Annotated in this window: 17 protein-coding genes and 2 other annotated features; of the genes, 5 read left to right on the top strand and 12 right to left on the bottom strand. The window is 36.7% G+C overall.

Annotated features, from left to right (window positions below):
- Position 1 precedes the first annotated feature (1 nt).
- Both comGB and comGA read right to left on the bottom strand, forming a co-directional pair.
- A complete protein-coding gene (gene comGB, locus ACOZBY_RS07835) occupies positions 2 to 1,075 on the bottom strand; it encodes a competence type IV pilus assembly protein ComGB (RefSeq protein WP_012295160.1) in 1,074 nt (357 codons plus the stop codon).
- Entirely contained in the window at positions 1,050 to 2,069 is a 1,020-nt protein-coding gene (comGA, locus tag ACOZBY_RS07830) for a competence type IV pilus ATPase ComGA (protein ID WP_012295161.1), read from the bottom strand. Before comGA ends, comGB begins: the two co-directional genes overlap by 26 nt.
- A 327-nt stretch (positions 2,070 to 2,396) precedes the next feature.
- Here comGA and ACOZBY_RS07825 point away from each other — a divergent pair, with 327 nt between their 5' ends.
- Both ACOZBY_RS07825 and ACOZBY_RS07820 read left to right on the top strand, forming a co-directional pair.
- Complete coding sequence (locus tag ACOZBY_RS07825; RefSeq protein WP_012295162.1) at positions 2,397 to 3,107, top strand: helix-turn-helix transcriptional regulator; 711 nt, start codon at positions 2,397 to 2,399, stop codon at positions 3,105 to 3,107.
- A gap of 117 nt (positions 3,108 to 3,224) precedes the next feature.
- The gene (locus tag ACOZBY_RS07820; protein ID WP_004231035.1) at positions 3,225 to 3,467 is read left to right on the top strand and encodes a DUF2626 family protein; all 243 of its coding nucleotides are present in this window, start codon (positions 3,225 to 3,227) and stop codon (positions 3,465 to 3,467) included.
- 59 nt (positions 3,468 to 3,526) lie between these two features.
- Here the strand turns inward: ACOZBY_RS07820 and ACOZBY_RS07815 are convergent, their stop codons facing one another.
- The gene (locus ACOZBY_RS07815) at positions 3,527 to 4,171 is read right to left on the bottom strand and encodes an MBL fold metallo-hydrolase (protein WP_289449586.1); all 645 of its coding nucleotides are present in this window, start codon (positions 4,169 to 4,171) and stop codon (positions 3,527 to 3,529) included.
- A gap of 168 nt (positions 4,172 to 4,339) precedes the next feature.
- Here ACOZBY_RS07815 and ACOZBY_RS07810 point away from each other — a divergent pair, with 168 nt between their 5' ends.
- Complete coding sequence (locus tag ACOZBY_RS07810; protein ID WP_031416957.1) at positions 4,340 to 4,519, top strand: DUF2759 domain-containing protein; 180 nt, start codon at positions 4,340 to 4,342, stop codon at positions 4,517 to 4,519.
- A 67-nt stretch (positions 4,520 to 4,586) separates the two neighbouring features.
- Here the strand turns inward: ACOZBY_RS07810 and tyrS are convergent, their stop codons facing one another.
- From tyrS to rpmG, 5 genes are all read right to left on the bottom strand, one after another.
- On the bottom strand, positions 4,587 to 5,801 hold the full coding sequence (gene tyrS, locus ACOZBY_RS07805; protein WP_289449587.1) for a tyrosine--tRNA ligase: 1,215 nt from the start codon (positions 5,799 to 5,801) through the stop codon (positions 4,587 to 4,589).
- Positions 5,802 to 5,927: 126 nt separating this feature from the next.
- Positions 5,928 to 6,168, bottom strand: a binding site (T-box leader).
- A 129-nt stretch (positions 6,169 to 6,297) separates the two neighbouring features.
- The gene (locus ACOZBY_RS07800) at positions 6,298 to 8,193 is read right to left on the bottom strand and encodes an LTA synthase family protein (RefSeq protein WP_036162118.1); all 1,896 of its coding nucleotides are present in this window, start codon (positions 8,191 to 8,193) and stop codon (positions 6,298 to 6,300) included.
- A gap of 279 nt (positions 8,194 to 8,472) precedes the next feature.
- A complete protein-coding gene (locus ACOZBY_RS07795; protein ID WP_036162123.1) occupies positions 8,473 to 8,682 on the bottom strand; it encodes a YqgQ family protein in 210 nt (69 codons plus the stop codon).
- A complete protein-coding gene (locus ACOZBY_RS07790; RefSeq protein WP_012295168.1) occupies positions 8,675 to 9,268 on the bottom strand; it encodes a 5-formyltetrahydrofolate cyclo-ligase in 594 nt (197 codons plus the stop codon). Before ACOZBY_RS07790 ends, ACOZBY_RS07795 begins: the two co-directional genes overlap by 8 nt.
- 86 nt (positions 9,269 to 9,354) lie before the next feature.
- Positions 9,355 to 9,504 carry a 50S ribosomal protein L33 gene (rpmG, locus tag ACOZBY_RS07785; protein ID WP_008408521.1) on the bottom strand — a complete coding sequence of 50 codons (150 nt, stop codon included), beginning with the start codon at positions 9,502 to 9,504 and terminating at the stop codon, positions 9,355 to 9,357.
- A gap of 150 nt (positions 9,505 to 9,654) precedes the next feature.
- On the opposite strand from rpmG, the gene ACOZBY_RS07780 reads away from it, so the two are divergent.
- Positions 9,655 to 10,113 (top strand): hypothetical protein, encoded by a 459-nt coding sequence (locus ACOZBY_RS07780; protein ID WP_289450035.1) that lies wholly within the window; start codon positions 9,655 to 9,657, stop codon positions 10,111 to 10,113.
- A gap of 3 nt (positions 10,114 to 10,116) precedes the next feature.
- Positions 10,117 to 10,602: a hypothetical protein gene (locus ACOZBY_RS07775; protein WP_036162126.1), complete on the top strand. Its 486-nt coding sequence runs from the start codon at positions 10,117 to 10,119 to the stop codon at positions 10,600 to 10,602.
- A gap of 48 nt (positions 10,603 to 10,650) precedes the next feature.
- On the opposite strand, the gene ACOZBY_RS07770 is transcribed toward ACOZBY_RS07775, so the two are convergent.
- The 4 genes from ACOZBY_RS07770 to ACOZBY_RS07755 all read right to left on the bottom strand — a co-directional run bounded on the left by ACOZBY_RS07770 (position 10,651) and on the right by ACOZBY_RS07755 (position 14,938).
- On the bottom strand, positions 10,651 to 11,223 hold the full coding sequence (locus ACOZBY_RS07770) for an anthranilate synthase component II (RefSeq protein WP_012295171.1): 573 nt from the start codon (positions 11,221 to 11,223) through the stop codon (positions 10,651 to 10,653).
- Complete coding sequence (trpE, locus tag ACOZBY_RS07765; protein ID WP_031416965.1) at positions 11,220 to 12,605, bottom strand: anthranilate synthase component I; 1,386 nt, start codon at positions 12,603 to 12,605, stop codon at positions 11,220 to 11,222. The genes ACOZBY_RS07770 and trpE overlap by 4 nt, the downstream gene beginning before the upstream one ends.
- Before the next feature lie 67 nt (positions 12,606 to 12,672).
- Positions 12,673 to 12,881 (bottom strand) — a binding site (T-box leader).
- 39 nt (positions 12,882 to 12,920) lie between these two features.
- Positions 12,921 to 13,991 carry a mechanosensitive ion channel family protein gene (locus ACOZBY_RS07760; RefSeq protein WP_031416966.1) on the bottom strand — a complete coding sequence of 357 codons (1,071 nt, stop codon included), beginning with the start codon at positions 13,989 to 13,991 and terminating at the stop codon, positions 12,921 to 12,923.
- Positions 13,992 to 14,065: 74 nt separating this feature from the next.
- A complete protein-coding gene (locus ACOZBY_RS07755; RefSeq protein ID WP_031416967.1) occupies positions 14,066 to 14,938 on the bottom strand; it encodes a hypothetical protein in 873 nt (290 codons plus the stop codon).
- Between the last annotated feature and the right edge of the window lie 53 nt (positions 14,939 to 14,991).

Below are 14,991 nucleotides of genomic sequence, written 5' to 3'. Positions count from 1 at the left end.
CCTAAACTAAATCAATCATCTGATAAATTGGTAATAGTAAACTAACATAAGCGGCTAGAATACATATAGCAATAACAATAAAAAAGCTTGGTTGAATGAAGGCTAGTAACTTATGCAATAGAAGCTCCTGCTTTTCCATTAGTAATTCGCTATACAAAGTAAGTTCCTTCCCTAAATAACCACTTTGTTCTCCATGCTCTACAAAAGTAGCAAAATCCCTGTGAAAAATAGACACAATCTGTACTGCTTGCGTCAATGATTCTCCAAAGATTACCCTTTCTTTAATTTGCCGCGACAAATACTGTAGAAAAGGCTGAAAGGATTGTTCCTCTAGAATTTGAAGACTAGCCTGCAATGAAAAACCACTCTGTAGTAAACTCCCTAAATAAGCAGCAAATTGTCTTGTCCACGACAATCGAATATAGAATTGATAAAGCGGGATTTTTAATCGTATTGATAGTTGTAGAGGAATGGGTTGGCGCTTAAGAAAGAAATGTACTATTAATAAGCTGACTATCACAATCGAAGATGTTAGCATCACGTAATCGGGGACATGCAGTAATATTTTAGATAGAGCCAAGCTTGACTTCTCACCTTCAATCGAACGGCTTGACACCATTTTTTCAATATTAGGCAAGAAAATTGTTCGGAATATAAAAAATAGTATCAATAAAAATGAAATTAGCATGACAGGATAGATAAGCAATTTGATTAGCTTTTTCTTTGTCTGCTCACTGACAATCATTTGCTTTGCCACACCTTTTAATACATCAAGCATACGCCCGTTGTTTTCTGCCACTTTAATCGCTACTAGATGATGTTTAGCAAGGTGTAATGTTTCCAATATGCTTGTTACCCCCTCCCCTTGTCTTAGTTTTTCATTAATTTGTTGCTGAATAATTTCATGATCTTCTATATGATGAGGTAATAGCATCGACATAGCCTGTGGAAATAAATAGCCCTCCTGCATTAATACAGATAAACGTTGAATAAATCTTGCTTGCTCCTTTACACGCCACTTGGTAGCTCTGTTGTAATATAATTGGAATTTACCGATATATGTTTGTAGCAGCATAATGGCTCTCCACTAATTCTTTTTGTCCCTTTAATGTTAATTCGTGGGGTAGTCGAAAATTCCCCTTATTTTGAATAGCGGTTATGGCCTGATTGAGATGAACATCCGATAAAATCTCGTACAACGCACGACGTTCGTCCTGTAAATCTGAAGACTGAAAAAGAACTTGGGCAACAATACCGATGACAGTTTGCCTAATCTCATCTATTGATACCCCTAAGTCCATTAAACGGTAAAGACAGCTAAGAGAATCCTTCGCATGAATGGTTGAAACGACTAAATGCCCTGTCAAGCTTGCCTCGATTGCAACTTTTGCTGTTTCTTTATCACGAATTTCTCCAATCATGATTACATCAGGTGAATGCCTTAATATAGCTTTTAATCCCGAAGCGTATGTAACGCCTGCTCGTTCATTCACTTGAATTTGAAGTAAATTTGCTTGGTTATTTTCTACTGGGTCTTCCAAGGAAATTGCATGCCTATTTAATTCTGTAGAACAGTAATGTATTAAGGAATAGAGAGAAGTGGACTTACCAGAGCCTGTCGCCCCTGTAAAAAACAAAAGGCCTTGTCGATTTTGCACAAGTTCCATTAATTTGTAAGCTGAGCTTTTAAAAAAAGATAAGGAAGTTAGTGGAAAAGAATGATTTTGGAGAAGCAAGCGGATAATGAGGCTTTCTTTTAAAAATACGGAAGGCAGTGTAGATACTCGAAAAGCATATGGCTGTTGTTCCATCGCCTTTTGGAAGGAGCCGCTTTGGGGCTTACGACGCTCACTTATATCTAATTGTGCAAGAAACTTATAATAGGATATCATCCGTTCCGTAAGATCGTTGGGAAGTTCACCTGCGTGAAGCAGCTTATCATATTTACGAAAATAGACCTGATAATTCACGTTGCCTGGCACCAATAATAAATCGGTTGCCCCAAAATGATAGGCTTTTAGTAAAAGTTGCTCACATTTTTGTTCAACCACTATTTCAAAATTCTGCATATATGCACCCCTTTTCTAGTTCATTCGAATATGACCGCACTATTCGTTATTTCCTAGTATAAATAGGATCTTCCTACGAGAAAAGCCCTTTTCTGAAAATAAAAATTTGTTATAAAATTTCCCATCATTCATGTTTTTTGCTATAGAAATGTGGATAAAGTGCAATTTCCCACTAAAAAAGAAGATACATACATGAAAAAATTAATATTTATGTCGAAATGAACTGTATCTTTTTCAATAATGGAATATAATAGAATGAACATGATTATTTTCCTAACACTTGGTAGACGAACATAATTTTATAAAAAAACTAATGAGGTGAAGCATATGATCCATCCATTGAAAATTACCAGCACTTTAGCTGATGAAACAAGATACTCTATTTATGAGTACATATTGCAAGAGAAAAAAACAGTGACCGTCCAACATATTGCTGATCAGTTTAGCATCCATCCAAATGTCGCTCGACTTCATTTAACAAAGCTTTCAGAAATTAATATTATTTCCGCAGACTATGTGAAAACAGGTAAGGGTGGAAGACCTGGCCGTGTGTATAAGGCTTCAGAGAAAGGTGTATCATTATCATTTCCTAGACGTGATGAAGACCGTTTACTGAAATGGACGATTCAATTAGTGGAAGAGCTTGGACCATCTGTCTTAGAAAAATGTCAGGAAATTAGCTATCAAGATGGTTATCAGCAAATGAAACAAAATATGAACGCTGAATTGACCATCAATAATTCCCTTTCCTTCGACGAGAAGCTTCAACTATTAACTGACAATGCCGCATTAATTGGCTATGTTCCACAAATTCAACAAACAGAACATGGCAAAAAGGTGATATTCTCCATTTTCAATTGTCCATTCCAAGAGCAACTTACAACTTATTCGGAGATAGTCTGCTCCTTACATGAATCCTATTTAAAAGGGCAGTTAGATGCGTTATTTTCAAACAATGAATTTGTACAAATTGAGAGTATGATACATAATTGTGATTTATGTAAATATGAAATAAACGTGACAGAAATCGAAAGCTAGTTAAAAAATCCATTTGTTTGTCACAAAGACGCATAAGTTCCAGTTTACAGACACCTTTCATATCATTTATAATTAGTAAGAGATTATTGTGTCGTGGGCAAAAGGAGGGGAAATTTCATGGATAATATGTATAAAGTTATGGCATTCTGGACAGGTATTTTTGCCGTTATGTTCTACCTTGGTGGTATGAACGAGGTATCGCTATTATTCTTAGGTAATACAGGTTTATTCTTATTATTAGGCTTCTTAAACCTTTCAGAACGTATGTACATGTACATTTTCGGAGCATATTTAACTGTATTCTTCGCTGGCTTCACGTACTATACAACATTCATTCACGTACCTGGTGGCGGTCATTAATACAACTAAAAAAGCGTATCTCATTTACGAGATACGCTTTTTTTATGGGCATTGGTATTTTAAAACCCATTTAAAAACGGATTAGTTTCCATTTCTGCACTGACAGTTGTATAATTCCCATGACCAGGATAAATGATTGTATCCTCAGGTAGTGTTAATAATTTGTCATGAATAGATGCTAATAATATTTTGGTGGACCCACCAATTAAATCCGTCCGTCCTACGCCCTGTTCAAATAATGTGTCTCCCACAATCGCAAAGCCGTCTTTTTCAAATACATAAGAAATGCTACCAGGTGAATGTCCTGGTGTAAATACTGCTTGAAAAACAAAATTGCTTATTTCGAATTGTTGCTCTTTTTTAATGATAGTGTCTTGAGCAGGTGCAGCTACCCTATAATCTGGTAATGCAGCATATTTACTAGAGCCGTTCTTTTCTGGATCTCCTAGCCAGCTGACCTCTTTTTCATGAATCCATACAGGTATATTAAATGCTTCCCGAACCGCATCCACCGCACCAATATGGTCAAAATGTGCATGTGTTAAGAAAATGGCTAGCGGCTTTAGGCCATTGCTACGGATTGTTTTAAGAAGACGCTCCGCTTCTTCACCTGGATCAAAAACGATACATTCTTTGTCTTTATTCGATACGATATAGCAATTCGTTTGGACTGGACCAAGAGAATAACTTCGTACGTTCATCATAGATATCACCTCATTTTTCTATTATACAGGCTTTGCCACAATTTGACGATAAATGTTCATAGTTTGCGCTATATTAGTTCTCGACAAAAACAGGTAGAACGTTTACAATTAAGGAGGAATATTGTTTACGACATTCATTTTCTGATGTCGAAAGGAGTGTCTATTTTAATGAACTTATTAATGGTTATTTTTGGTCTAGTAGCGATTTTAGCTGTAGTTGGTACATTCCAAGCAATTAAAGAAAAGAACCTTTTAAGCGTTGTTTTCAACTTATTAAGTGCTGTCGTGTTTGGATGGTTTGTCATCATGACAATCGTTCATAGCGGTTACCCACCAAAATTACACTAAAATTTAGACAGAAAAAAGAGCAGTCTCGATTTGAGATTGCTCTTTTTTTCTTGAATATTATCTGATTTTACTTATTTAATTTTAGAAATCTCTTCTTACCAATTTGTAGGACATCCTCATTCATTAATACGCGAGATAGATCGTCCGCAGCAATTTTTTCTCCATTCAAGGAAACCCCATTTTGCTTAATGAGCCTTAAAAAATCACTTTTGCTCTGAATAAAATGGATAGAAATTAATTGCGGAATGATATCCTCTATTCGTTCTTTATCAATTTCAAGTAGCAATGTAGGAATGTTAGTTGGAATAACCTTCTTTTGAAAAGCAGCTTCAAAATAGGATTTTGCATCCATCGTAGCAGCGTGACCGTGATACAAGGCTGTCACTATTTCTGCTAAGTGTAGTTTTAAGTCACGAGGGTTCTCCCCCATTCGAAGTCTTTCTTGAATGGCCTGCACTTGAAGTGGATGCTCATCTGTTGCTAATTCAAAATATTTGATAATGAGCGAATCTGGTATTTCCATTATTTTTTTAAACATAACTTCGGGTGCTTCATGGATACCAATATAATTCCCCAAGCTTTTACTCATTTTTTCCACACCATCTAACCCTTCAAGTAATGGCATAAAAATAGCAATTTGTTTTTCTAGCCCACGATGCCTTTGCAGGGTGCGTCCCATGAGAATATTGAACGTTTGATCGGTTCCCCCTAATTCAATGTCAGCTTTTAATTCTACAGAATCATACGCCTGCATGAGGGGGTAAAAAAATTCATGCATACCAATTGGTATTTGCTGATGGTAACGCTTTTGGAAGTCTTCACGCTCTAAAATACGGGCAACAGAGGTAGTGGCTGCCAGCTGGATAACTTCTTCAAAATTTAATTTTGCTAACCATTCACTATTGAATCGGATAGTCGTTTTTTCTTCATCTAACACTTTAAAAATTTGCTCACAATATGTTTTGGCATTTTCCCCCACCAATTCATCACTTAATGCCACACGTCCCTTAGATTTTCCTGTAGGATCACCAATACGGCCGGTAAAATCGCCAATGACAATGACAGCATGATGCCCTAAATCTTGCAGCTGTTTTATTTTTCGTAACACAACTGCGTGGCCCAAATGAATATCTGGTGCGGATGGATCGAGCCCTAACTTAATTGTTAAGGGTTTTTTCTCTTGAAATGAGCGCTCTAATTTTTGTAGTAGCTCGAGTTCATCAACAATTTTGTTAGCACCCTTTTTTATAATGGCTAACTGCTCCTTTGGTGTTAAAAACATACAAAACATCTCCTTGTAATATTAAAAATTAATATTGCAAGATCTATAAGAGTTTCTAAAAGGACTGCTGTCGCCCTAATGTCGTAATAGGACGTCCAGATGCAAAAAACGCCCTTAGGATTAAATCCTAAGGACGTTAATGAACGTGGTACCACCTTTTTTCGAGAGCTACTCAAATAGCACTCCTCCATTAGTACAGCCGCGGCGATACTATTGCAATGATTACGGATGCAAACCCGTCGTAGCCTACTAGAATTTCGGTACGCAGCTCCAAGATGTATTCACTTTAATATCCCTTGCGCCTCTCAGCTACCGGCTACTCTCTGTCAGTTCTATTAAAGTTACTTGTTCTTTTCCATGCCTTTGACTCTTATACTCCGAAATGTGAAAAACAAATCTTCGTTATGCAGATATTTACACTAATTATAATCACTTCAACAAATTTGTCAATTGTATAAAGTAAAAAGAGAGATCTCATAACGAGATCTCCCTTTGTTTACTTAACGGATTCTTGTTTTAAATTACCTGTCTTCTCATCATAGAATCGAAGAAGGTCTCCATTGATAATGGCGTCGGAATTTTCTAGCTCCATTGTTGCACGATCAGCGTATGGCTGACATGGCTCAACTTCTATTTCTTCGCCAGTTGATTTATCATAGCAAGCTTCTCCCGCATACACATATTTATCTGTGATAAAGCGTCCATCACGGAACACTACGAAGTTTTCATGCTCTGGAGAGAATAAATCTGCACCCATTTGCATATCTTTTGACGTTTCAATGCCTAGTAGGTGTAAAATCGTTGGACGTAAATCCATTTGCCCAGCTATTTCAGTCATTTCTTTCCCATCGTCAGATCCTGGGATATGGATGAATAAAGGTACTTCCTGTAGTAATGCATTATCAAATGGTGTAATTTGATCTTTTCCTAAATATTGTGCCATTGCTTTATTATGGTTTTCTGAAATACCGTAGTGGTCACCATACATGACAATAATTGAATTATCATAAACACCTTGATCTTTCAATTGTTGGAAGAAATCTTTTAAAGCTTCATCCATATAGCGTACTGTTTGGAAGTAGCGATTTAATGTCCCTGAGTTCGAATCATACTCAGGAATCATAATATCTTCCGGATCCAATGTAAATGGATAGTGGTTCGTTAACGTAATAAGTCTTGAGTAGAATGGTTGCGGCATATCTTTCATTAACGCTGCAGATTGCTCTAAGAATGGCGTATCCTTCATTCCCCAGTTCACAGCTTGCCCTTCTTCTACCGTATAAGAATCTATATCGTAGAACTTATTAATTTTTAAAGATTGATACATGATGTCACGGTTCCAGAATGATTTATTATTAGGGTGCATGACATTAGTAAAGTAACCATTTTCCCCAAGGCGCTCTGCCATTGAGTTATACGTATTTCCACCGTGTGTGAAGAATACTGCTCCACGTCCTAAACCAAACAATGAATTTTCTACAATAAACTCAGAGTCAGATGTTTTTCCTAGACCTGTTTGGTGGTAGAAGTTACTGAAATAATACGTATCTTTATCTTTTGTTAAAGAGTTTAAGAATGGCGTAACTTCATGTCCATTCATATCATTGTTAATAACAAAGTTTTGTAAAGACTCCATAGACACAACAATTAAGTTGCGACCTTTATACTTCCCAAACATTTCTGGGTTAACTGCTGCCTGATTAGAGCGAACATAGTTGTTTACTTCAACTAATTCACTACCGTCCGCTAGCGCACGTTGGGCAGATGATTTTGTTTGAATATAAATATCATACAGATGGTAATTGTACGTACCAATATTTTTTACAAGTAATTCGCGGTCAAAACTACGTGTTAATAATTGTGGACGCTCTGTTTCAGCTAAACCTAAGTTTAAGAATGACATAGCGATTGCCAGCACAAAAAATGCACGACGGAATTCCACATTTACTTTAAACGAATTTTTCATTTTTGGTATAAATTTATTTGCTAAGATTAAAATAAGTACATCAACAAAATACAATACATCCCAAGGCTCTACAATGGCTGCTACTGAAGTTCCTAAGTCACTAAAGTTACTTGTTTGGAATAATACCGGTAGTGTTATAAAGTCATTATAAAAACGATAGAACGCTACATTTCCGTAAAGGACTATTGATAAAATAATGCTGACTGTAATTAAATAACGATTTCTAGCTTTTGCTGATTTAAAGAAAAGTGCTAAACCATACGTAAATAGCAAAAAACTTAATGGGTTAATAAACAAAATAAATTGTTGCATTGCATTTTCAATTTTCATCTCAAAGCTCGTGTGGTAAACAATGACCGTTTTGATCCAAGTTGCTATAATTGCTAGTATCATAAATGAATGTTTAGGCCACTTTATTGATCTCATTCCTAACATCCTCCCTACTTCCTTACAAAAAAATAATAATTTTTTACATTTTGTTACTGAAACAAAATATATCTTAATCCTTTTTTTACAGATAATCAACACATATCTTTTAGAAATTTTACTCTCCTTGCTCGTATATGCACCAGATATCTATATATACGTTTTACATTGTAAAAAGTTTCGTAAAAACATAAAAACAGCGGAAACCCACTGTTTTTAAGAATATTACATACATGTTACATTAATTTTACAATACCCCATTACATTATATTTCAAACATTACTTTTTATTCTCTTCCATACGAAGTCTTGTCGTTTCTTGTCGAATTAGTAATAATGCCATTTGGTAATCTTTTATGTCTAGTACATTCGCTTTATAGAGCTCTTTTATTTCATCCTCCATTAACATCAAATCGCCAATAGGGTCCCTTGTATAAATATAAGTACCATAGGTTTTCAAGAGTTCATAAATATCTAACATTTTATCCATTTTCGCTCGCTCCTCGATGTGCTAGACAGTCAATGCGTTCTGTCGGTGTCACTATGATGTCTACAGGGCAATCATGTTCTTCCATAGGAACACGATTAACGATCTGCTCGTCAAAAAGTAATGACATCAATTTACCCTTTTTATAGTTTAATACATAGCGATCATAATAACCACCGCCATATCCTATTCGATAGCCTAATCGATCAAAAACAACTCCTGGTACCAAGATAATATCCATCTCATTTGCGTCAACTAACTCACATCGTTCGGGAATAGGCTCACGCAAATGCATATATACTGTTTCAAGCTGAGCAAACGATTCAATGGCGTAAAATGTCATTTCTCTTGTTTTGGGGTGGCACTTTGGCACAGCGACCTTTTTCCCAAGCTGCCAAAGTTCTTCAATTAAAAGAATTGTGTCGACTTCTGGCTGATTTGAAATGGTAATGCCGATCGTATTTGCTTCTATTATATATGGTTCCTGTAGCACCCTTTGCACTACAGCTTTAGATTGTCTGCGATAAACTTCTTCATTTATCATCGCAAGTGTTTCTCGTACCTTGTTTCGTAATGTTGTTTTATCCATGCAGGCTACCTCCTATATAGTAAAACCTCAATCATTCATAAAATGTAGAAAGCCAAAACCACTTGTGGTTTTGGCTTAATGAGCAATTACTTAGTTTCACGGTGAAGAGTGTATTTCTTCTCGCGAGAGCAATATTTTTTAAGTTCAAGACGCTCTGGATTGTTACGCTTGTTCTTTTTAGAAATGTAGTTACGTTCGCCGCAATCTGTGCAAGCTAAAGTAATGTTTACGCGCATCATTAACCCTCCCACTCTATATCAAGAATTTAAATTTGAGCATGATTTATACGACTAACCTATTATAACACAAACTGAAAAAAAATCTACCTTCATTTCATATTAAGTTTGCATATGGTAAAATATCTTATAATTACATACTACAACGAGGTGAAACTATTGGATTTATCCATTATACTAATGATTTTTGGGATTCTTTTGATGATAGTATCGTTCTTTTTCAAAAATAGCTCGAAAAAAGTCGAGAAAGATGTCGAAGAATTATCTATCTCCATTTTCCAAGAAACGAATAATTTAAAGCGCCGTTTAAAAATTGTAGAGGAAGAGCTACTATTAGAGCCAGAGTTTCAAGTAAAATCAAACTCAACACCTAAACCTAATCCTAGCGTCCAAAGTCCTAAAGTACAACAAGTCATGCAAGCCGTCCAACAAGCGGCACAAGCTTCAAAAGTTGCGCCTAATCCATCACAAATAAAGCCGATTCATCAAATAATTGTAAGTCAGGTGCTCGAATTGAATAAACAAGGACTTTCAGTAGGCGATATTAGTATCCGCTCAAATTTAACAGAAGAACAAGTTCGTCAAGTGATTGCAAATGGGGGGCGTTAATGTATGAATACGTCTTCCATTCGCTCATTTGGCCTAGCCATTTTTCTAGTCGGTGCCTTACTTGCTCTTGCAAGTCGATTTGATGTGAACATTGGACTACCTGAAAAAGATTCTTCCAACCAACAGCAAGTTGAAGAGCTACAAAATAAGCTTCATCAGGCCAATCAAGAAATTGCTACGCTGAAAAAACAAGTCAAACAAGTACATACTACTGAAGAAACTACTACTGCTGTTTCTTCAGAACCATCTGTTAAAGAAGATACAAATGCGGATGGTACAACAATGACATTGCAAATATATAGTGGAATTACACCATATATTGTCGCCCAAAAGCTTGAAGACGGTGGTATTATTTCTAATAGCGTTGAAATGGAGTTACTACTCGCAAACGCAAAATATGCACGAAGCTTACAAATTGGATCCTATGAAGTAAATTCCTCCATGTCTTTAGAGGAAATTGCGAAATTAATTACAGGTAAAAAACAATAAAGAAAAGCTGTCGCTAGATCCAAATTAGGAGGCGACAGCTTTTTTTATTTAAGCAATACTTTCAAAGAAGGCTTGCATCATTCTACTTCCCTCTTTTGTACCGATAGATTCAGGATGAAATTGCAAACCGTAAAGAGGATATTTTTTGTGTTGTATAGCCATAATCTCCTCGTCATCACCTGCTGTTGCGATAATGTGAAAATCACTGTGTAATGAAGGTTCTTCAATAACGAGAGAGTGGTAGCGCATTACTTGAATATCTCCATCTAATTGTGCAAACAAACCCGTTTGTTCATATTGTAGATGTGACAGCTTGCCATGCATGATGGTTTGAGCCTGCACGATGTTTGCTCCAAATGCGTACCCAATGGATTGATGTCCAAGACAAATCCCTAATATAGGAAATTTTCGATATAGCTCCTTAATAACATTAACTGTAATACCTGCTTCCGCTGGTGTTCCTGGTCCGGGAGATAAAACAATAGCTTCCGGTGACATTTTTTGAATTTCTTCTATTGTAATAGCATCATTCCTCACAACTTTAACGTTTTTCCCAAGCATGCTTATTTGTTGAAATAGATTGTAGGTAAAGGAATCATAATTATCAATTAATAAAATCATTTTTTTACCTCCAATAGTGCTCGAGCTTTATTCAGCGTTTCCTCATATTCAGATAATGGAACAGAGTCGTGAACAATACCTGCACCTGCCTGTACATGAGCTTTCCCATCTTTAATAATCATGGTACGAATAGCAAGGGCTAAATCCATATCACCTGTCGTAGATATATACCCAACAGCTCCTGCATAGACGCCACGCTTTACAGGCTCTAATTCATTTATAAGCTGCATCGCACGAATCTTTGGTGCTCCTGACACTGTGCCCGCAGGTAAACAAGCACGAAGGACATCCAAAACTTGGAGGTCGTCACGTAGGTCTGCTAATACCTCAGATACAATATGCATGACATATTTATAGCGTTCAATATGCATGAATTTCATCAGCCTTACAGACCCCACCTTTGCAATGCGACCAAGATCATTGCGACCTAAATCCACGAGCATACGATGTTCTGCCACTTCTTTTTCATCCTCCAATAGCGCATTGGCAATGGCTTCATCCTGCTCCTTTGTCACACCACGCGGCTTGGTACCAGCGATTGGATTTGTCGTCACCTGCCGATTTTTAACTTTTACAAGGCTTTCTGGAGATGTTCCTAAAATAATATAGGACCCATAATCCATGTAGAACATATATGGAGAGGGATTGGAGGTCCGTAATTGTCGGTATAGCGCAAAAGGTGAGCCTGTAAACGAGGCTGAGAACCGTTGGGATAGCACTATTTGGAAAATATCCCCTTTCAAAATATGTTGCTTCGCACGCTCCACTAAAGCGACAAATTGCTCCTTCGAAATCATTGGCTTAAAATCAAGACTATCTACTTTGAGGGCAGCAAAAGCTGTCCCCTTGTATAGCTGCTGCTCCATCTTTGAAATAGATGCTTTCATCTCTTCGAAGGAACGCCCTTCTCTAAATAAATCTATTGAAGCCAATGTAATTTTCTGTGTCATATGATCAAAAACAATAAATGTGTCATAGAAAAAAACATGGACATCAGGCATGGCTAATTCATCCTGTAAATATTCACCGATTTTTTCTGTATAAAAAGCTGTTTCATATCCAAAGAAACCGATAGCGCCTCCAAAAAAATGGAATGGATACGTTTCTTCATGGAACGGCATCACTCGCTTTAAATAATCGAGTACATTCCCATTCGATTTTTCCTTTTCCAGTCCTTTAATAAAGGTATACCCCTCATTATTTCCTTTTAATTCAGCCACTGGATCAACTGCAATAAAGGAGTAACGTCCACTTTCCTCATGCTTGGCTGACGATTCGAACAGCATTTTATGCTGCCCCTTCAATGATTGATAGACAGAGATAGGGGTCATCATATCACCCTGTAATACTTTCATGGCATACTTTCTCATCTCAACTGTCATTCTCTTCTCTCCTTCTCTAAGCTCTGCTCTTCTACACCAAAATCCATATAAAAAGGCCTTTCCATCACAAAAGGACGGAAAAGCCGTGGTGCCACCTTCATTGGTCAATAAAAAGACCCTCTCTAAGCCTTATAACGTAGGCATACGCTAATCCATACTAGTAGTTCAGAATTAGAGCTCCGAAGTCCATTCACTATTTATTTGTACTAGTTTCCACCAACCACTAGCTCTCTATGACAAATACTAATAGCTACTACTCTTCATCAACGCTGATTACTAGGTTATATTGTAATGCAAACTATCTTACAATTCAATTTATTTTTTCTTTCTCGGTCCTTCATCGTCCTCTGGGGCTGCTAAAGTAATTGATAGCTCTTCCACAATTTGGCGAATGGCAAAGAAAATTTCCTGGCGTACCTCTAGCATGACTGCTGTATCGTTCGTAGCAACGAAGAAGCGAATAAGCACACGATACCTGTCATAATGAAATTCATCAATATAAACATGGATCATGTCTTTCTCTGTGTTAGCATGTAAATAAATTTCCTTATGAATAGCTGTTAAGGCACTGCGTATTGTGTCTTCTTCATTTGTAGCAGCTACATATAAATATTGCTCACATTTACGCTTCTCTCGTCTCGATAAGTTGTAAATGGGACGATTAACCAAATAAGAGTTTGGCACATAGACAAGGCCTTTGTCTCCTGTTTGAATTAAGGTACTGCGAAGATTAATATCTTCAATCGTCCCTTCGATTTTTTGATCTTCGGTCGCAATCCAATCGCCAATTTGAAATGGATTATCAAGTGCCACGGACATACCACCAAACACATGGGCTAACGTATCTCGAATTCCAAAAGCAATCGCTACTCCCGTTAAGCCAATCCCTGTTAAAAAGCCATTCAGATTAAAGTTCCAAAATGATGCGATGGTAAACATGGCAAAAATCATAATGAGTACTTTACCAATTCGTAGGAAAAAAGGTAATAGTACATTTTGGTCCTCTTCGCTAGTTAATTGAAGTGGCTGCTTTGTATAGAAATTTAAAACGTCATATACGCCCTTAAAAGCAAAAAACACCATAATAGACAATACAAAATTTTTCGTTGATTTATGCGTAAATAAAGGAACTTCTATTAAATAAGATAAGCTAAGCACAATGACTGCTGTCATAAATGCATAGCCAATGGCTTTACTAAATTGTGCAAGCACATTGGCTTGGAAATTTCGGTGGCGATTTCTTAAAAAGATGACTAGGCGATTAATGATCTTTTTTATGATAAATCGTTGAATCAGCCAACCAACTATACAAATAATAATCGCTACTAAGACATCCATCCAAGTTGGGACTGTAAATTTAGGTATAATCCAATGTAATGAATCCATGTATATCTCCTTTTAGTACCTATGTATCTCCAATAAAAAGGAGCTGACCTTCCGTAAAGGTTAGCCCCTTTCTGTTATTGTATGGCATCATCCGCAAAGAAAGCCTTATTGGCAAACCAAAATTGTTGTTCATTAAAATTATCTTCATGCATTGCAATGACCGAAAATTCAGCAAGGTATTTTCGTTTCATTTCCTCCAGCATCACTTTGGCTTGCTTACTGACGAGATGCTGTCCATCTATAGGAGTGCCCTCTGTAAATATAATGACTTCTGCTTCGGTGACTAGTTGATTTTCATGCAATATTGATCTGACAAACTGTAGAACAGGCAAAAGCTCAGCTTCTCCTTTAGCTTTATATTCAATAAAGCTCTTAAAATCAGCTAAATTTAAATGACCATTTTCAAAGCGATAGTGAACATTGATTTGCCGGTCATATGGGATGATATATAAATCGCGATTTTCGCGATGGGCATTCATAAATAACGGTAAAATCATGCTTTTACATAGCTCTGAATAAGCTTCCATCCCTGTCGTCTGCTCTAAACAAATAATTATGGGCCCAGGATCCTGTTTGTAGTCGTGAAAGGGTATATAAAACACATTGCCATTTTTTGTTGTTTGCTGTTTGAGCTTTTGACGTCTTAGCTCTGACCATTTCCGTTCGTAATACAAACGCTGCTCCTTGCCATTAGCCAGTCTCTCAGCCTTTTCGATAGCGGGAATATTTTCACGAACTTCATGCAGAATGTCTGCTAATTCTAATGCAAATGCTGCCATTTTTCGTAATGGTTCACTCTTTAAAAAATAGTCAATAAAATAATGTTGTTCCCTGCTGCTTAATTCCTCAAGATGTAAGTTTTCATAGAGAAAACGTAAATAATTACGTTGTTCTAGTGACATATCTTGATTAAACTTTTCTATGAGTGATTCTATCGCGTCTTTCACGAAGCAGCACCTCCTAAGCACCACGTTTTTTTGGATATTGTCTATAGTATAAC

Origin of the sequence: Lysinibacillus sp. NPDC056220, from assembly GCF_049315265.1 — a bacterium.
GTDB lineage: Bacteria > Bacillota > Bacilli > Bacillales_A > Planococcaceae > Lysinibacillus > Lysinibacillus pinottii.
The sequence above is the reverse complement of the archived record's forward strand: the minus strand, read 5'-3'. Positions and strand labels throughout refer to the sequence as shown.